Source organism: Nostoc sp. PCC 7524 (genome assembly GCF_000316645.1).
GTDB lineage: Bacteria > Cyanobacteriota > Cyanobacteriia > Cyanobacteriales > Nostocaceae > Trichormus.
The window spans coordinates 554,604-574,007 of the sequence record NC_019684.1 but is presented as its reverse complement, the minus strand read 5'-3'; the positions used below and the strand labels follow the sequence as shown (position 1 = coordinate 574,007).

General features: G+C 41.0%; 13 protein-coding genes and 1 pseudogene. 4 read left to right on the top strand and 10 right to left on the bottom strand.

What is annotated here, in order from left to right:
* Positions 1 to 31: 31 nt before the first annotated feature.
* From NOS7524_RS02405 to NOS7524_RS02380, 6 genes are all read right to left on the bottom strand, one after another.
* Positions 32 to 253 carry a DUF167 domain-containing protein gene (locus tag NOS7524_RS02405; protein ID WP_015136865.1) on the bottom strand — a complete coding sequence of 74 codons (222 nt, stop codon included), beginning with the start codon at positions 251 to 253 and terminating at the stop codon, positions 32 to 34.
* A complete protein-coding gene (locus NOS7524_RS02400) occupies positions 231 to 647 on the bottom strand; it encodes a ribosomal maturation YjgA family protein (protein WP_015136864.1) in 417 nt (138 codons plus the stop codon). Before NOS7524_RS02400 ends, NOS7524_RS02405 begins: the two co-directional genes overlap by 23 nt.
* 45 nt (positions 648 to 692) lie before the next feature.
* Positions 693 to 2,195 carry an HlyD family efflux transporter periplasmic adaptor subunit gene (locus NOS7524_RS02395; RefSeq protein WP_015136863.1) on the bottom strand — a complete coding sequence of 501 codons (1,503 nt, stop codon included), beginning with the start codon at positions 2,193 to 2,195 and terminating at the stop codon, positions 693 to 695.
* A gap of 102 nt (positions 2,196 to 2,297) precedes the next feature.
* Positions 2,298 to 2,522, bottom strand: coding sequence for a mersacidin/lichenicidin family type 2 lantibiotic (locus tag NOS7524_RS02390; protein ID WP_015136862.1), 225 nt, complete (start codon positions 2,520 to 2,522; stop codon positions 2,298 to 2,300).
* A 176-nt stretch (positions 2,523 to 2,698) separates the two neighbouring features.
* On the bottom strand, positions 2,699 to 4,858 hold the full coding sequence (locus tag NOS7524_RS02385) for a peptidase domain-containing ABC transporter (RefSeq protein ID WP_015136861.1): 2,160 nt from the start codon (positions 4,856 to 4,858) through the stop codon (positions 2,699 to 2,701).
* Positions 4,859 to 4,910: 52 nt separating this feature from the next.
* On the bottom strand, positions 4,911 to 8,123 hold the full coding sequence (locus NOS7524_RS02380; RefSeq protein ID WP_015136860.1) for a type 2 lanthipeptide synthetase LanM family protein: 3,213 nt from the start codon (positions 8,121 to 8,123) through the stop codon (positions 4,911 to 4,913).
* Positions 8,124 to 8,231: 108 nt separating this feature from the next.
* Here NOS7524_RS02380 and NOS7524_RS02375 point away from each other — a divergent pair.
* From NOS7524_RS02375 to NOS7524_RS02365, 3 genes and pseudogenes are all read left to right on the top strand, one after another.
* A pseudogene (locus NOS7524_RS02375) lies at positions 8,232 to 9,275 on the top strand (iron uptake porin); the annotation flags it as partial.
* A gap of 267 nt (positions 9,276 to 9,542) precedes the next feature.
* Complete coding sequence (locus tag NOS7524_RS02370; RefSeq protein WP_083882639.1) at positions 9,543 to 11,180, top strand: IS1634 family transposase; 1,638 nt, start codon at positions 9,543 to 9,545, stop codon at positions 11,178 to 11,180.
* A 326-nt stretch (positions 11,181 to 11,506) separates the two neighbouring features.
* Positions 11,507 to 12,169 carry an iron uptake porin gene (locus tag NOS7524_RS02365; protein WP_083882571.1) on the top strand — a complete coding sequence of 221 codons (663 nt, stop codon included), beginning with the start codon at positions 11,507 to 11,509 and terminating at the stop codon, positions 12,167 to 12,169.
* 191 nt (positions 12,170 to 12,360) lie between these two features.
* Here the strand turns inward: NOS7524_RS02365 and NOS7524_RS02360 are convergent, their stop codons facing one another.
* Together NOS7524_RS02360 and NOS7524_RS02355 are read right to left on the bottom strand one after the other, a co-directional pair.
* Positions 12,361 to 12,921, bottom strand: coding sequence for a DUF2231 domain-containing protein (locus NOS7524_RS02360; protein WP_015136859.1), 561 nt, complete (start codon positions 12,919 to 12,921; stop codon positions 12,361 to 12,363).
* A 10-nt stretch (positions 12,922 to 12,931) separates the two neighbouring features.
* Positions 12,932 to 13,675 carry an LmeA family phospholipid-binding protein gene (locus NOS7524_RS02355; RefSeq protein ID WP_015136858.1) on the bottom strand — a complete coding sequence of 248 codons (744 nt, stop codon included), beginning with the start codon at positions 13,673 to 13,675 and terminating at the stop codon, positions 12,932 to 12,934.
* Between the two features lie 258 nt (positions 13,676 to 13,933).
* On the opposite strand from NOS7524_RS02355, the gene NOS7524_RS02350 reads away from it, so the two are divergent.
* Positions 13,934 to 14,989, top strand: a complete 1,056-nt coding sequence (locus NOS7524_RS02350; protein WP_015136857.1) for a hemerythrin domain-containing protein — start codon at positions 13,934 to 13,936, stop codon at positions 14,987 to 14,989.
* A 100-nt stretch (positions 14,990 to 15,089) separates the two neighbouring features.
* Here the strand turns inward: NOS7524_RS02350 and metK are convergent, their stop codons facing one another.
* Positions 15,090 to 16,277, bottom strand: a complete 1,188-nt coding sequence (gene metK, locus NOS7524_RS02345) for a methionine adenosyltransferase (RefSeq protein ID WP_015136856.1) — start codon at positions 16,275 to 16,277, stop codon at positions 15,090 to 15,092.
* A 10-nt stretch (positions 16,278 to 16,287) separates the two neighbouring features.
* Entirely contained in the window at positions 16,288 to 19,323 is a 3,036-nt protein-coding gene (locus tag NOS7524_RS02340) for a cation-translocating P-type ATPase (RefSeq protein ID WP_015136855.1), read from the bottom strand.
* Between the last annotated feature and the right edge of the window lie 81 nt (positions 19,324 to 19,404).

The following is a 19,404-nucleotide window of genomic DNA, read 5'->3' as shown; positions in this document are numbered from 1 at the left end:
CATGCACAGAATCATCACGAATGACTAATGACTATTCATCAACTTCAATCAATTTTTGTCGTGAAGATAAGCCAGACTTAATTCTGATATAAGATTTTGGTACATCGAATTTATCAGCCAGCAGTTTAATTAATTCTTCATTGGCTTTACCATCTACTGGTGGAGATTTTAAATGTACCGTTAGGCTACCATCAGATTGTTCTTCAATCTTTTGCTGTTTTGAGTTGGGTTTAACTTTCACCTTTTTTTGCATAACCTGTTTTCTGTAATTTTTTTAGCCACAACCAGCCTAAAATACAACCAACTGCATAATGAGGAAAATCCCACCAAGCAAAGGTGGTACCCAGCAAGAGTTTACCTATTAATGTAGCGCGCATCTGATTTAATAGTGGTGGATGCCAAAGTTGCAGAAATTCTAGAATACAGGTAATAATAAAAACCCAAATAGCAATTTTATTAATAGCAGCTTGACTTCTGAAAAACCAAAATGCCAAGAGACACCAAAATATTTCATAAAAGATGGCTGCTCCATAATTGTTTAACCATTGATAACCAATACCTGGGTAATATTTAAACAAAAAGCCCATCGCTACCACGATGAGCAAAGACAGAATAATTAATTTTGATTGGGTACGATTATTAGGCATTTTCTAAATACTGACGATTAGTTCATGTGTGAAGTTAGATAAATTCTATAAATTAGTAAGTAATCTAGTTTTTCTGAGAATGAATGTTAATAGAGTTTCTTCTTGAGCTAGGATATCTGTTGTGACTTCCATACCTGCTTGAATATAATACTTTTGCAAATTATTTTGCAAATAATTTACTTCTGGTTCAATTGTTACATCATAATAGGTAGGTATTGATGAGTTATTTGCTGTAGTAATTGCATCAGCAGTAATTTCTCTCACTGCACCTTTAAGTGTGCCGTAATCGGGATAGGGATAAGCAGAAAATCTGATTTGTACTTTACCTTGTTGACAGTCAGCAACTTTTTGTGATTGACAAATTTGTACTTTACCAATGTCAGCAGATGCTACACGGGCTTTAATAATTAAAGGTGTATTTTGGGGGGCAATATGAGCGATCGCCTCTCCCAACTGTAGCACCTGTCCAGGGTTTCGCAATTCTAGTTTGAGAATATGGCCTGTAGCTGAAGCCCGAATGATAGTTTTTTGAATATCAGCTAAAATCTGTTTCAGTTCTTTTTTGGTATTATTAATTGTGTCTTGAATTTCCGTTTGACGCTGTAATAAACTTTCTTTTTCTTGGCGTAAACGAGCTAAATTATTTTGTTTACTAGCCTGTTCAGTGGCAATTTTTTCTTGAGCAATAGTCATCACTGCATCACTGGGATTTAATGCTGAGGAGGCTTTCACCCGGTTGGCTACTGCTGCTGTTAAAGCTTGCTGTTTTTGCTGAATGACTTGTTTTTGACTTTCTACGGCGGCTTTTTGGGATTCTAAAACTTGTGCTTGTTGAATTGCTGCCAGTTGTACTTCTTCTAGTTGGTTTTGCGAAATTGAACCAGATTGGGCAATGATTTGATAGCGATCGCGCTTGACAATTGCCGCTTGATATGCAGCCTCTGCACTTTTGAGATTAGCTTGAATTGATTTTAAATCAGCTTGCGATCGCTGCAATTCATTTTGAGCAATTTTCAGATTAGCCTCAGCTTCTTGCCATTCACTACTCACCGCAATTTGTTTATCTGCATACTCTCTTTGTGTCAAGTTGAGTTCAGCCTTAGCTGAGGATATCACACGTTCACCGCGTTGATTTTCCGTAGCAATTTGCTGATCTAAAGCGAGAATTTGAGCATTGATTTGGGTGAGTTGTTGCTGAGATTTTTGAATATTTCCTTGTAGTTGACTTTTTTTAGTTTGTAGTTGAGTGTCATCAAGAATTACTAAAGATTCACCTTGGTTAACAAGCTGATTTTCTCTCACAAAAGTTTTTTTCACTGTTCCTGCTATTGCTGTCTGAACTATACGTAATTCTCCAGATGGACGCACAGAACCAGGTGCTTTCACTGTTTGGTGATATCTTGTCAAGGCTGCGACACTCACAGCCACACCCACCACACCCACAAGAAAAAATCCTCCTAGTCGTGTCCAAATACCAATGTTAGGTAGGTATTCATCAGATTTCGCGCTAGGAAGAAACGCCGAACTAAACTGTTTAACTTCTACCATCAATTCAATTTAGTTTGTAGTCAGGACTTTAGTCCTTTGTCTTTTTTTAAAATTAAGGCTGAAGTTCCCACTACAAAAGAATGTAGCTGCAACTACAACCAATTAGGCACTGATATCGCCCAATTCACCAAATACAGCTTTGCATTTGATGATTGGTGTATGCAGAGGATTACCACAGGTTGTACATCCGCCAGAAACAGATGACATATCTTCATCATTCAATTCAATCAAGCCAGCCGGGTTTGCTGGTAGCTGTTGCAATTGTTCGGTGCTGAGGCTTTGACGGTATTCTTCGTCTTTCCAAGCACGAATGATATCCACAGACATAATATACCTCCAATATTGGGGATTAGGTCATGACTATTTCGCCATTCCTAGTGTTTATTCCCTAGAAATCACGAGTAAAAAAGTATTATTGATGACAATTTCATCAACATAAGAATAATAATCATTATCATTCTTGTAGTCAAGTATTATTTTGAAACGCAGAGGAGTGTGGAGGTTTACGCGGAGGAACGCAAAGATTGGAGAAAATCTAGGTGTTCACCGGGGATGTTGAGTAGTTCGGATGGAGTACCTTGGAGTTTGAGTTGTCCAGCTTCTAAGAGTACAATCCAGTCTGCACGTTTGATGACTTGGGGACGATGGCTAATGAGGATGGTGGTTTTACCTTGGCGATAGGCTAGTAATTGATCTAAAACTGTACTTTCGCTCTTGGGGTCTAGTCCGGCGGTGGATTCATCTAAAATCAAAATTGGTGGATGGGTAATGATACCTCTGGCTATAGCTAATCTTTGTCTTTGTCCGCCGGAAAGGTTAGCTCCAAATTCCCCTAAGATGGTTTGGTATTTCTCTGGTAATTTACTGATAAAAGTGTCTGCATCTGCTACTTGACACGCTGTCACGACTTGTTCAAAACTGACTTGGGGATTACCAAGACACAAATTATCTAAAATTGAACGACTCCAAAAATGAGCTTCTTGAGGAACTAGAATTACTTGTTGGCGTAAGCAGTCGGGTGATAAATCTTGGAGGTTGTAGCGGTGAATACGAATATTCCCTGATTGGGGGGTGTACAACCCAGCGAGGAGTTTAGCGAGGGTACTTTTACCACACCCTGATTTCCCAATAATGGCTATCACTTTTCCCCCTGGGAGAGTCAAGGAGAAATCTTGTAATAAATCGACTCTCCCAGGATGGTGAAAATTGAGATAACTGCAAATAATCTCTGCATTGTCGGGAATGTTGACAAAGGGTTTGTGATTGACTTCAGGAAATTCTGGGGTAGATTGAATGACTTCATTTAAACGTTCTGTAGCGGCTTGGGCGCGGGTAAATTCGGTGACAAAACCAACGACTGTATTGACTAAGGCAATAATTTGAGTATTTAAACTATTAAAAGCTAATAGTTGCCCTATTGTGATTTCTCGATTAATTACCAATGTACTGCCGAACCACAGCAAAATTATCCCTCCCGATGTGGCTACCCAACCAGAAAAAATATTATTAGTAATGACAATCTGCACGGTACGAAACATGAAGTTAGCTTGTCTACCGTAACGAGTTTGAAATTCTTGCCAAAATTCTGGTGCTGCATTGGTGGTTTTGACAACTAATGCACCTTTGAAGGTTTCCACTAAAATACCTTGATTTTCGGCGGCTATTCCCAGAACACTGCGGATTTTCTGTTGCAAACTGGGGAAGAAAACCACTGTGGATAGGGGCATGAATAAAGCAATGAATAATGAGGCGAAGGTGAGTTTAGGGCTATAAAATAGCATCAAAGCTAAAGAAGCGATCGCAATTAATAATTGACTGGGTAAAGTCACACCCACTTGCGACACTAATTGATTAATGGTTTGAATATCCCGTAATCTACTCACCACTTCACCACTGCGGCGAGATTCATAATAAGACAAAGGCAAACGTAAAATGGTTCTGCCAAATTCTAAGACTAAATCTAATTCCAAACGATGGGCAAAGTGTGCTACTAAGTTTCCTTGTACCCATTGCAAAGCACTACTAATTAAACTCATCGCTAGGACTCCCAAGGCTATACCCGTGAGTAATTGGGTGTCTCCTCTCACCAAAACATCATCCGTCAGAATTTGGATGAGAAATGGCGAAAGTAATGCTAATAAGCCGACGACAAAGTTAAGTAGTAAGGCTTCTGCTAAGATATGACGGTAACTAAATAGACGTTGCCCTAAGCGTTTCCAACCCCCGACTTTATCTTGATCATCTGCTTGAGAAAGAAAATCGGGACGGGGTTCTAGTAGCAGCATCACCCCGTTACTCCAACCAGTTAACAGTGCTTCTTTGGTTAAATAACGCACACCCACCAAGGGATCAGCGACGATATATTTTTTGCCTCTGCGTCCATATAATACAGTCCAATGATTACCTTTCCAGTGAATGATGGCTGGGAGGGGTATCTGTTGCTTGTCTACTAAGTCGATAACAGCTTTCACTCCCCGCGCATGGAAGCCTAAAACTTGCGCCCCTTGTTTGAGGTTGAGTAAAGTTGTTCCTAATTGTCCTGTTCCTGCGGCTTCACGGGTGCGGTTGATGGTGAATAGCTGGCCGTAGTATTTGCAGATGGTGGCTAGACAGGCGGGGCCACAGTCTTCTTCGTTGTGTTGTAGGACGACGGGGTATTTCATCACGCACAGATGCAGAGGGTAGGAGTTGAGTTGATACCAATTCACAAAAAAACTATGATCGAGAGTCGAACTTTCTTAATTTTGAATTTTGAATTTTGAATTTTGAATTGGTACGAGGGGGTTCTAGGAGGAGGATGGAGGGGATTTTTTCAGGATGGGCTAGGCGTAAGCATCCGTAGCCTATACCTGCTAGTCCTGTCATGAGTCCTGGGGTTTCTATGGCTAGGGGTACGCCACAATAAAAGTTATGTTGGTGGATTTGATTTAGAATTTGGTTGGTGATGGGGGATGTGTGGGATGTGAGTTCTGGCTGGTTGAAGATTTTGCTGGCGAGTAATAATAAGTCTAGGTTGCCTAAGTCTCCATGACACAGACATTGATTATCCCCGAATCCTTGGTTGATGGTGGTATGAATGGCGATCGCAATTTCTTTGTGAATTTCTGGATCATCTAGGTATTTTAAGGCACGCCAGCGTCCCAAGCCAATCCCTGGCGCACCATGACACCACGCTGTCATAAACTGGTTTTGTGCGGGGGTGCGTAAGTCTAGCCAGTTCCCCGCCTCTGGGGAAAAATGTCTGCGTTCGTAGTTAATTGCTTTGATAGCTGCGGTTTGAAATTCTTGTTTGCCAGTAATTTGGGCTAATTCTAACAGCACCGATGCAAACCCAGCCGCACCATGAGCAAATCCTGTGAGGGGTTGTTTTCCACCACTGGGGGAAATCCAGCCGATGCAATTATCTATGATTTGGGCTTGGTTGAGAAGATGTTCTCCACACTCTAAGGCGACATCTAAAATTAAGTCATCGGGAAAAACTTGGTATAAACTTAACAAGCTAGCAATGCAACCAGCCGCACCTGCGATGATATCTAACTGTTCATCTTGGGCTATCAAGGGAGGAAGTTTTTCGACTAAGGTGACTGCATCAGCAATTAAATCAGGATTTTGCCAGAGTGTACCTAAGTGAGTGTAGGTGTAAATAATTCCTCCCCAGCCACTAAATGCGCCGATGAATTTGATTGTGTCGGCATCTCTAATTAACTGCTGTTGTAAAGTTTTGATGGTGACTTGTGCTAGACGGGTGTAGTGATAATTTTGCGTAATTTCTCCTAAATAAGCTAGGAAAAAAGCTATTCCTGGTACACCTTCATAAAAATCTGTTCCCAAGGGGGCTAATGTCCATTGATGATTGTTGGTGACGGTGACACCCATCCAATTAATTAATTCACTGCTTTTATGGGCGAGGAGTTCTAGACGGTCAGCAATTATACAAGCTGCTGTGAGTGGTGAGTGGGGGACGGAAATTTGGGAGTGAATAATACTAGCTGAGTGTTTGACTTGATGTTGATCAGTATTAGTATTTATCCCCAAGGTAGCCAAAGCTGACTGAATAAACCATTGCTGACGCTGCAAGTCTCCTTCGCTGAGTTGTTGGATGCGATGGTAAACTAATTCCATTCCCGACTGGGTGAAAAAATTGGGCAAATGTAAACCAGTATCTAGACTCCATAAGTCGCGGGATTGGGGATTGGTGGTAAATAAGGGAATATCACCTTGCCATAATGCTTGACGTTCCGCCCTAATAACTTGACTGAGAATGGGACGATTTTGTACGTCTACCCACAGTTTATCAAACAGGCGATCGCGCTCTAAGGCATCGCGCAACACATCCGGGTGATAGCTTTCCCGCAGTAGTAAAGCATAACTTCGACTCGGACGCAGCACTACACGCACCTCATCAGCCGCAAATCTCTCTAATATCTTCAGTAATTCTTGACGATGTTGTAAAAGGGTGCGGTAAACATCTGTAAATCCTTGGATAATAGCTGGTGTATAGGCTTGTACATTCACCTCCTTATCGTTGAGTGTGGGGCGATTCTGACTACCTGCTAATACCACCTGTCGGCGGACAATTCGCATGGTATCAGTCCCCATCTTCTCTAACTGGGGGACTCTTTCTGGTGTAACTTGTCCAGCCGCACCACCCAAGCCACTCAAATCAATTCCGGCTGCTTGGGTATTTCCCCAGACTAACTGAGGTAATAAACCTACCCGCAATACGGAATCTGCAATCATTTCTCTATCTAAGGTAGCGGCGGCTGTGGTTGTGGCTTCATGGCTGTGGGGATGAAATAGAGATTCTAAATCAATTAGTATGGGGTGTTCGCCGACAGCGACTAAGTTTTCAAAGTGAAAGTCTGTAGCTGATAAAACATATAACAAGGCTAAGTAACCGCCTTGACGCTGATAAAACCGCTCAATTTCCTCCAAGGAAGTACATTCTTGCGCTTTGACAAATTCCATCCAACCATAATCACCCCGGTTGAGAATTTTTAGGGTTTTAAAGGGGGGATGAGTACCTTGTTGATTTAACCAGAGTAATAATTCTTGAAAATGCCCATCTACAGCTAGGGAACGGGGCTTATAAACTAACTGCCAACCACTCTCAAATTTCAGTATAAAAACAGACCTACCACCATGATGACTATCCCCTGCACCCCGTTGAATTTTGATCAGTTTACCGGGGTTATCTGGCTGGAAGTGCTGACATATTTCTTCCCAATCATCGCCAAGACGTTGCAGAAATTCTAAGCTAGTTGTTACCCATCGCTGAATTTCTTCTATAGTTAGCCGTGCTAACACAGGGTATTCTTGCCAAAGCATTAGCCTCGCTTCCCCCGTTAGCAACCGTTGCACAAAGCTAGAAAATCTCTCCTCGGCAGTATCACCTGTTAATAATCCTTGTAACCTTGCTACATTGAGTTCTAGTACCAAGGTGGGCTGGAGCATGAATAATAGTTGTTCTGGTAAGCCTTGTAAAAAAATACTGTCAATATTACTGATATTAATAGGTATATTTTGTAGGTTATTAACCCCCGCCCTCAATTGCATCATACCTTGATGAATCCAGGGTGCGATCGCATTTAGCAATCCCAGATGAGGATGGGGCAAACCTTGTATTTCTATCATCTCCTCATCCCCAGAATCACTGAAAACTGCCGTCAATTTCCCTAACCAAGCTTGTGGAATTTGTGGTGCTGTTTGCCCTAATAAGTAACAAAAATCATCTACCTTTAAACCATCTATTGCTAATCTTTGGACAAACAAAGTCTCATTCATGAAAGGAGATTGCATCCGCCATTGCTGGAGTCGTCGCTGTCCCAAATCAACATTCGCTGGTGCTGTTAGCGACATAGCCGCAATTCTTTCTGTTAGTGATACTGCACGATACCAAGCGGCATCCTCACTGTTAATTTTTTTCATGAGAAATCACAGTGTTTACACTGTCGCGTGATTATGATAATTATTATCATTGTCTAGATACCAACGTAAAGTATTTGGGATACAGGTGTATATACTATTGAGGTTGTGATGTTAAAAGCATTGTGGTGTGGGCTTTTAGGTGTATCAACATGGGTAATTGCGGCGGAAGTATGGGCGGCGGAAAATACAGATGACTCATTAGCACAGGTAACTTCCGTATCTCAGCTATCCGATGTCCAACCCACAGATTGGGCGTTTGCAGCTTTGCAATCTTTAGTAGAACGTTATGGCTGTATTGCAGGTTATCCCAACGGTACGTTCCGGGGAAATCGTGCGATGACTCGTTATGAGTTCGCCGCAGGGTTAAATGCTTGCTTAGATAGGGTAAATGAGCTAATAGCTACGGCTACGGCTGAAACAGTTCAAAAAGAAGACTTAGCGACTTTACAAAGGCTACAAGAGGAATTTACAGCCGAACTAGCGACTTTACGGGGACGGGTGGATGCAACAGAAGCCAGAACTGCAACTTTAGAAACACAGCAGTTCTCCACCACTACCAAACTTTCCGGCGAAGTGATTTTTGCTATTACTGATGTTTTCTCAGGAGATAGTGACCCGTTGAATGCTGGTGTCACTCGTAATAATGCTGTCTTTGCTAACAGAATCCGTCTGAATTTAATCAGTAGTTTTACTGGTAAAGATGAGTTAAAAATTCGCTTAGTCACTGGTAGCACGCCCCACCCCCAAAGGGCTGGCGGTTTTCGATATGGTGCAGATCCCATCCTGGCTAACTTCGGTATCCTTGGTACAACTCCTGAAGGTGGTCAAACATTTAACCAAGGAGTTCCCGCCAATAATTTTGGGAGTGTAGAATTGGGAACTGTTAGTTATAAATTTCCTGTGGGGAGGAAATTGCACGCGGCTGTTTTTGCTAACCGTGGTGAACACGTAGATTATTTACCCAATGTGTTTAGTACAGTGGGAGATGAAGACGGTGGTTCAGGTTCTGTGTCTACCTTCGGTCAATATAGTCCGATTTACCGCATCGGTGCTTCTGGTGCTGGTTTAGGCTTAACTTATGAATTTAATCCCGCCATGAGTTTGAGTTTAGGCTACTTAGCAACGGATGCTAATCAACCAGGAAATTTAACCCACCTTCCGCACCCTAACTGTCACACATCAAGCAAAGCCAGCAAAGTAGTACACAAGAACTAAAGTCAATTCAATTGCTAAGAGAGGTAATGAGAATAAGTTGCATTAAAATCGACAGGGGGAGTGAGAAAGTGAAGTTTTGCCGCAGAGATAAAAGAAAGGAAAAGAAAAGTTCAGAGAAAAAAATTAATTGCTCATAAAAAGATAAATGAGAAAATCACAACAGAAGCTGTGGAGAAATCTGTTGTGCAATTGCCACCCCAAGAAATGGAAATTCAGAACATAGACCATCTAGGGATAGTAGCAGGAATAATAGATAGGATAGGATTAGTAGAAATAATCAATGAATTAATAGGAGTTGAAAAAGGAGAAAAAATCAGTTCAGGTCATGTTGTCAAAGCCATGATATTGAATGGGTTAGGATTTGTATCCAAACCTTTATATATGTTTCCCAAATATTTTGAAACAATAGCCTGTGAGCATTTAATGGGAGTAGGAGTAAAACCAGAATATCTCAACGACGATAAGCTGGGAAGAGTCATGGATAAACTATTTATCAAAGGACTGGATACAATATTTTCTATCATTGCCTTAAAAGCTGCCCAAAAATTTGGTGTATCTCTGTCATCATCACATTTAGATTCGTCATCAATGCACGTACATGGGCAGTACAACACCAGATTACCAGAAGTAATATTTGAGAATCAACAAATAGGAAATACCCAAGAATCAGAAGAATTAGTAGTAAAATCACCAAAAGAGATTACCATCACCTATGGCTATTCCCGTGACCATAGACCAGACTTAAAACAATTTATCATAGAACTAATATGTTCGGGAGATGGAGATATACCAATATTTTTAAAATTAGCATCTGGAAATCAAGCTGACTCATCCTGCTTTGGTCAAATAGCAGTAGAGTATCAAAAACAATTAGAAGTTGATAGTCTCATAGTTGCAGACTCGGCTTTATACACAGAATCAAATCTGAAATTAATGTCGGATTTACGTTGGTTATGTCGAGTGCCATTAACCATTAAAGCAGCACAATCATTAATATCAACATTAGCAGCATCAGAATTTATTGATAGTAACTTACCAGGATATAAATTTGCTGCAAAAATTGTAAGTTATGCAGGAATAGAGCAAAGATGGTTGGTAGTGCAAAGTCAAGAGCGAAAAGCATCAGACCTGCGTAAACTTTCACAAAAAATTACGAAAGCTGAATCGAAAGCTGTTCTTGAGTTAAAAGAATTATCAAAAGATAAATTTGCTTGTGAGGTTGATGCTGTCAAGGCATTAACCAAACTATCAAAACAATTTAAATACCATCAAATTCAGTCGAGCCAAGTTACTGAAATCAAGTTCAAAAATCAAGATAATCAAGTAGAAACAGCATACCAAATATCAGCGACAGTTTCCCAGGACGAAAGTAAAATTAACACAGAAGTTCTGGGTGCAGGACGTTTCATTATTGCCACTAATGTTTTAGATTTAAATGAACTTAGCAATGACTCGATGTTGAATGAATATAAAGCCCAGCAGTCTTGTGAAAGAGGATTTGCTTTCCTGAAAGACCCATTATTTTTTGCCGACAGTATTTTCCTCAAAAGTCCAGAGAGAATAGAGTCATTGGCAATGATTATGGGTTTATGTCTGCTAGTTTATACCTTGGCTCAACGTCAAATCAGGACTGCACTCAGAAAATCTCAATCAACAATTAAGAATCAGTTAGGTAAATCGACTGACCGCCCCACTTTACGCTGGATTTTTCAATGCTTTCAGTCTATTCATTTAGTTAAATTTAAGAATGAAAAACACATCTCTAATTGGAATCCCGAAAGAGACTTTATCTTAAATCTTTTACCTGATGATTGTTTAATTTATTATCAATTAGCCAGCTAACTCTTCTCTCTATTAATTTTATTTCTCCAATATCATGAGCTAATCTCTTTGATTCATAGCTCTTTTTCTTTTTGCCAATAATTTAGGTTTTTCGCAGGCTTTATGAGTCTAATTTATCATTTTCCTCTTCAACGTCTTCTTTTATTTATCTCTCACTCCTTCCTATTCCCTTAGTTCTTATTGGTACTTATTGAGAATAGGTTTTGATGCCATTTTTGCTGGTTTATTGTTACTCAAATGTCTTTTGACACTCAGTATGTCTGTTTTTATTCTCACTTCGATGTTTCTTCTCCGTTATTTCACTCTGTGATACTTATGGGTGCGGAATGTGGGATTTAACTAACGCTAATTTGTTTGCGGGTGGTTTATTTAATGGCCGATATTCAGCTTTGGCACAGTTAAGCATCCAACCAAGTCAAGACATTGCCTTTGGGCTAACCTACGTTAACAGTTACACTGGAGGAACACCTATTTTCCTCAATGATGTTGGGACGACTTCAGCCAACATTCCCAGTCTTTCTAGTACAGGCAATTTGCGCTTGTCCACCAATTCCTATGGTGTAGCGGGGTTATGGCGAATTTCTCCCCGATTTGCAGTCAATGGTTGGTTTATGTACACCAATGTGCAAGGTGAACCAGAACCAGGAGAAAATGGTGATAGTACAGATATTTATAGTTATGCGATCGCCTTAGCTTTTCCTGATTTGGGTAAAAAGGGAAATCTGGGGGGAATTATCGCTGGAGTCCCACCTCACGCCACTCGTTACGGTGTAGCTGATCCTACATTTCAAGCTTTCTTTGGTGGTAATGACCTAGTAAAAACTATTCCCAATCGCGCCACCCCAGTGCATCTAGAAGCGTTTTACAAATATCAACTTAGCGATCATATTTCAATTACACCGGGTGTAATTTGGTTAATTGCTCCTAACCAAAGCAGTGATAACCCTGATGTCGTCATAGGTACAATTCGCACTACCTTTAAGTTTTAAGAAAATCGGCAGAAGTCCGTATTTATATTGCTTCTGTCATTCTCCGAAAACTTTTACCATTTATCAATTATCGAGCTTTGGCATAGCAAGCACTCAGATACACTGTGCAGAAAACCATCCCCAGATTTTCGCTAATAACAAATACAAAAATCATTATTCAGAGGGGAAGAAATTCTCTCCCCTCTGAAATATTACGGGTATCTTCTACTACCTGCACCAACTACACCAATTTTGTGACGATAGGAGAGTTCTGCGCCAAACCAGCCGGAAATGCTGGTGAGAGTACCGACAATTAACGAAAGTAACAGTCCCCAAGGTAAGATTCTGGCTTCAGCGTCGCCTAGTCGCAGTAGAAAGTTGACTACAGTTAAGGCTAGGAGAGAAACGTTAAGAATCAGGTGCGCCCAACCTGCTTGACGTTTACGGACACGTTCAATTTGCAAAAAGTCGCTTAAGCCGATAATTGCAGCGATCGCACCACTAGCTAATCCCAATCCAATTAGCCAAAGGGAAGCTCTTGCCCAGAAGAAATCGCGGGTTAACCAGTAGCCAAAGTCACTACCCAAGGCGGCAGCTAAAAAGGCGATGGGAAAAATGACACTGAGGGGATGTAAAGGATGTCCCGCGATCGCTACTGTACTGGGTACACCTGAATCACGATATTCGCGATCGTCACTTTCAATTACTGGGGGAATATGGGGAAATGGTGTAGAAGCTGTTGAATTTGTGGAAGTTGTTTCTGTGGTTTCCATAATATTTATCCTATTCAGCAAAGGGAATTTGTTCTACGTCCGCTTCTGCTTGCAGTGTGAGTTTACCCGTGTCTACTTTTAGTTGTTTAACTCGCAAACTCATTCCTTCTAAATCGAAGTTACTTAAGTTCAGAATTTCGCTGGTTTGCGCTACCAAAGCTTTGGTTAATTCCGGTGAAATTTCTTCACCTTCGCCATAGGTGACATTTTCTAGTGTCACGGTTGTACCATTAGCATTAACACGGGGTACGGCTGTAAATGCAACTTGGTGAGTTTCGCCATTTTCTACTAACAGAATGCTGGCATTGAGCGCAACTTTACCCTCACCTGGTAGACGAAAGTCTACTTGTTGAGGTACGACTGTGTAAGGTTGCCCATTAATATTTATTTTCTGGCTTTGAATTTGTTGGCGGATATATTCAGAGTTAAAAGCGCGGTTAATATCTGCTTCTGTTAATACCACCAGCGCCTTACCTGCTGTTGGTTTTGTCAGTTCAATTTTGCCAAAAGCTGCACTTAAGGGATTAATAGCCACACTATGAATTTGCATTTCCATGACCTCCATACGGAGGTCTTCCTGCATGACTAAACCTTCACCTGTAATATTGACTGATTCTACCTCTCCTTGAACCAGCTTTAACGGATCAGTTTTAATATTTACATCTAGATTTTCAACTTCATCTAACTGACTAGATAAACCAATTTCTGCGGCTTTATTTAGTGCCTGTTCTCCTATTCCAGAACCCTCTGGCATTATTAAATTATCTCCAAATTTACAATTATCTCTGAGCTAATCTATAAAACTGAGATTAAAAATTAATCTATCTGGCGATGGAGTAGCTAAGAAATAGCTATCCACCTAGAAGTATAAGCGTGAATATGATGTCTAAAAAAGACTATTTTTCTATCTTGGGTTACGAGCTAATCGCTCAAAAGAAAGAGGAATATTGTCTGTAAAGTATGTAAATTTAAGATTATTAATGATCCGAGTATTTTTTGAGGAGAACTCAAGATGGTATCAACTTTAGATGATACAAAACGTAATGCTATTGCTGCTAAATTGGCAGATATGAAATTACTTCAACAGTTGCTCATAGATAATGAGCAATTATTTTTGAGAGAATCAACTGATAATGAAATTAGCGATCGCTTTCGCAGTATGCTCGATGATGATCGCAAAAATATGGGAGTTCTGGAAACTGTTAATGTGCAGTATGGCATTCAAAAAGAACCACGCAATACAGTTCGCCAAATGGTAGATACAATTCGCCAATTAATGCAAGGCTCGGAATTGAACTTCTATGAAAAAGTATTTCAGCACGAATTATTGAAGCATCAGCAAGTAATGAGTGGTTTGTTGGTTCACAAAGCTGCACAAAAAGTTGGTGCTGATGTGATGGCAGCAATTGGCCCTTTAAATACCGTTAATTTTGAGAACCGCGCTCACCAAGAACAACTGAAAGGTATTTTGGAAGTGCTGGGTGTGCGCGAACTGACTGGGCAAGAAGTAGATCAAGGTATTTGGGGACGAGTCCAAGATGCGATGGCGGCTTTGACTGGTGCTGTTGGTAGTGCTGTTACCCAAGGTAGTGACAAGCGGGATATGAATATTCAAGATGTGATTCGGATGGATCACAATAAGGTAAATATCCTGTTTACCGAATTACTACAAAGTAACGATCCTCAGAAGATTCAAGAATATTTCGGTCAAATTTATAAAGATTTGACTGCTCACGCTGAAGCAGAAGAAGAAGTAGTTTATCCCAGAGTACGTTCCTTCTACGGTGAGGGTGAAACCCAAGAACTGTATGATGAACAATCTGAAATGAAGCGGCTATTAGATACCATCCGCAACATGAATCCTTCTACATCTGAATTCAAAGATAGAGTCAGACATTTGATGGATATAGTGGGCGATCATATTCGTCAAGAAGAAAGCACCATGTTTGCGTCTATTCGCAATAATCTCAGTTCAGATCAAAGTGAACAATTGGCAACACAATTTAAAGCAGCTAAAAGCCGCATTCAAGAAAGATTAGGCGGGCAAGCTACCGGAGCAAATAGGTAAAATAAAATGCCCACTGTCTAATCAAGTCGGTTGATAGTCAAACAAGCCCGCTCACTCCATGAAATAAAGAGTAGACGGGCTGTTTCGTTATGTTTTCTTGTTAATTGAAAAAGCTGACTTTATCTAATTTCTCCCAAGGCAAATCTATATCATCCCTACCGACATGACCATAGGCGGCCAGCTTTCTATAAAATCCACCTTTCACTAATGAAGGTAAATGTCTTAAATTAAACTCTTTCAAAATACCAGCAAGGCGAAAATCAAAATGTTTTTCTAACAGAATTGTAATTTCTTCATCAGATATTTTACCTGTACCAAAGGTTTCTACTTGCACACTCACAGGACGAGAAATGCCAATAGAATAACTTAGCTGTACTTCACATTCATCAGCTAATTTAGCTGCGACAATATTCTTAGCTGCATAACGGGCTGCATAAGCTCCTACCCTATCAATTCTGATGGGGTCTTTACCACTTAATGCCGAACCACTATGTTGAGAATATTCGCCATAGGTATCTATAGCATTTTTCCTACCTGTTAAACCAGAATGCACCGACGGTCCACCAATAATAAATGGGCCATCGGGGTTGATAAATATTCGAGTTTTTTCATCTGGTTTAATATCTTCATGCTCAAAGACTGGAAAAATTACAGTTTCTCTAATATCATCTTGTAATTGCTTGAGTTCTGGTTTTCCACGTTTATATTGACTGGCAATAACTGTAATACTATGAATTCTATAGGGGCGGCGATTTCTATATTCAATTCCTACTTGGGTTTTACCATCAGGCGTTAAATAATCGAGGATATTTTTATTTCTCACTTCACTCATTTTTCTGGCTAATTTATGTGCTAACCAGATAGGCAAGGGCATGAGTGTTGATGTTTGATTACAAGCAAAACCAAAAACTGTAGCTTGGTTAGTTACAGTTATTTGCTCTATCTCTTCATCAGATAGTTTTTGTTCATCAAATAGGTGATATTTATTAGGTGGTAATTCTGTTAAGCTGGTCAAAACACTACAAGTTTTACCATTAAATTCTTTGTGGTCATAACCAACCTGATCAATAACCTGTCTAGCTATATTGGTAAAATCTACGTTGGCGTTGGGTTCAAACCGGGCGGCTAAAAACACAATCCCTGTAGCAACAGCGCATTCTGTAATCACTCTGGCGAAGGGATCTTGTTGTAAAAAACGATCTACGATCGCATCACTAATTTGATCACACAGTTTATCAGGATGCCCCTCTGTCACTGATTCTGATGTAAACATGAAGTCTTTTTTCATAATTCACCTGCTATTGGGGATTGGGTACTGGGGATTGGGGTAATGTTTTCCTAGTTCCTAGTTGCCAGTCACCAATTCCTTTTGTGCTTTCATTGACTAGCAAAGGCAGTACAGCACTAGCACCAATCACAGCACCATCCACAAGATTAATTGGCGCGATTCTCAACAGACTTCTGAGTGGCGGAATGGCGATCGCTAACAGTTGGATCGCAAAGGAACCTGTAATGGCAGCATTTAAGTAAGGATTCGTCGGCAGTTTTTCTTGACTAAAGATGCTGTGGGTTTCGGAACGGCTACTAATTGTATGTAGCAGTTGGGCTGATGTCAGACTCATAAAGGCAATGGTGCTAGCCCTGGGAGTCATACCATATCTGAGGAGACTGTAACTATAGGCGGTGAGGGTGCCGCCAGAAATCACGGCTGATTCAAAAGCAATTCTGCCAAAATCGGACTTTTTGATAATTGGTTCTTCGGGATTGCGGGGTGGTTGGTTTAAGACTTCTGGTTCTGGTGCTTCCAATGCCAGGGATAAACCAGGGAAAATGTCTGTGACTAAGTTCAGCCATAGTAGTTGAATGGCGTTTAAGGGTTCCCCAATCCCAACGGCGGTAGCAATCGTCATCACCATGATTTCACTCAGGTTAGTCGAGAGGAGGAAATGCACGGATTTACGGATGTTGTTGTAAATTGTTCTGCCGCGACTGACGGCGATAATCATGGTTTCCAGGCGATCGTCTTCTAAGACGATATCTGCTACCTCACGGGCGACATCTGTACCACCTTTACCCATAGCTACACCCACTTGGGCAGCTTTTAAGGCGGGTGCGTCGTTAATCCCATCACCTGTCATGGCGACAACTTTACCTGCACCTTGCAACGCTTGGACGATTTGCAATTTATTGCTGGGGCTGATGCGGGCAAATACGTCTACTTTGTCGCTGAGGGCAATTAAGGCTTCGGGAGTGAGGTTATTAATGTTGGTAGAGTCGAGAATTTCCAGTTGGGGATCACGGTTTAATTCTAATTCTTTGGCGATCGCATAGGCGGTAGGACTTTGATCGCCGGTAATCATCACGGTGTCGATACCTGCATGATGGAAGTCGGCAATTAATGTTTTTGCCCCTTTTCGGATGGGATCTGCCATTCCTACCAAACCTAACCAAATCAGGTTGGATTCATGGTTATTGCCGTTGCAGTTGTGATATTCATCTATATGGCTGTAGGCTATGCCCAAGACTCGTAATGCTTTTCCAGCCATGCGATCGTTTTCAATTTCTATCGCCTGCCGTTCTTCTTCATCTAAAGGTACTATTTGCCCATCTTTCACCTGACTTTGGCATAGTTGTACTACTTCGGCGGGGCTACCTTTAACAGCTACAAATTTTTGTTGATTATGAGTCTGGTGAATGGTACTCATAATATTACGGTTTTCCGATCGCAGGTTGGTTTGTAGTAAGGGATACTTTTCTCTGAGGGCGATCGCATCGACTCCGGCGGAGATAGCCATATAAATCAGGGCATTTTCCGTAGCTGAACCTGTGACAGCATACTCCCCATTGGCAGATTTACTGACTTCACTTTCGTTACATAATACCGATACATGAATCAGTTTTAATAGTTCATCGTCGCTGTAGGGGTTAATATTCTTCTCCCCATTCACAAAGTCACCATCTGACACTTGAATCTGTCGTGAGTTGGCATGAATTTCCACCACAGACATTCTGTTCTCGGTGATTGTGCCGGTTTTATCCATGCAAATTGTCTGCACGGAACCCAAAGCTTCCACGGCAGCCAGACTCCGCACCAGAACCTTATTCTTCCGCATATCGCGGATACCTAAAGCTAAGGTGGTAGTGGCAATTGTGGGTAATCCTTCGGGAACAGCTGCTACAGCTAGGGAGATGGATGATTTGAGCATCTGCACTAAACCATATCCCCGCAGCACGCCCATACCAAAAACTAAACCGCAAATCCCCATACTGATTAATACCAGCTGTCCGCCTACTTCATCTAGCTGTCTGGCGAGGGGGGTTTCCGTGGCTTTGGCTTCACCTACTAGCTGTTGAATTTTACCCATTTCTGTATAGGTGCCGGTTGCTACCACCGCCGCCAATCCTTGACCACCTGTGATATAAGTACCTTTGTAGGCCATGTTGAAGCGATCGCCTAATGGCACATCTTCACCCATCAAGAATGCCGTAGTTTTGTTCACCGGGATACTCTCGCCAGTTAAAGCCGACTCATCAACACTTAGGTTATCGGCGGCAATTAATCGCGCATCAGCAGCTAAATAATTCCCTGGTTTGAGAACTAAAATATCGCCCACAGCTACATTTTCAATGGGTATTTCTATTTGCTTACCATCTCTAATTACCCAAGCAGATGTTTGCTGATGATGTTTGAGGGAGTTAATGATTCTTTCAGACTGGCTTTCTGTGAGATAACCAATTACTGCATTCAGTCCCACCACACCTAAAATTACAACAGCATCAACTAATCCTCCCGTAAACATCGAAACCCCAGCCGCCACTCCCAGCAAAGCCACAGGTAAGGACTTAAACTGTTCAATTATGATGCTCCAACCAGAGCGTAACTCTGTTTCTGAGAGGAGATTTAGCCCGTATTGACTTAAATTAATCGCTGCCGATTCACTAGATAACCCTGATTCTGGTGATGTTTGCAATTGATGCAGAACTTTATCTGTAGGGATTAAATGCCAATTTTCTTGGCTTTGTTCTGTGGCTTTGTTATCAAGTTTGGCAATTTTGGAGCTAGGTTTTAGTGCTTTAGTTTTTTGTTTTACAGGATGTTTTTTGCAAAAACTTAAGACAATCTGTTCCACGAGAGAGCCTATTTGCTGATAATTATATTTTGGTGAGAAAATTACCAGTAAGTTGCTTGTTAAGGGATTGGCATTAGCTTTAATTATGGCTGATTTACTAGCTAGCGATCGCTCTAAATATTCTTTTAAATCCCGTGAGCCATAAAGCTCTGTGATTTTATATCTAGCTCTCCCTTTCACGCTCGTATGTATTGCTTTAATCACAGCAATTTCTACTCCCTTCCTGCCCTGAAAATAGGAACATACGTATATCCGTATTCAATGATTATAGTTCCAATAACTATA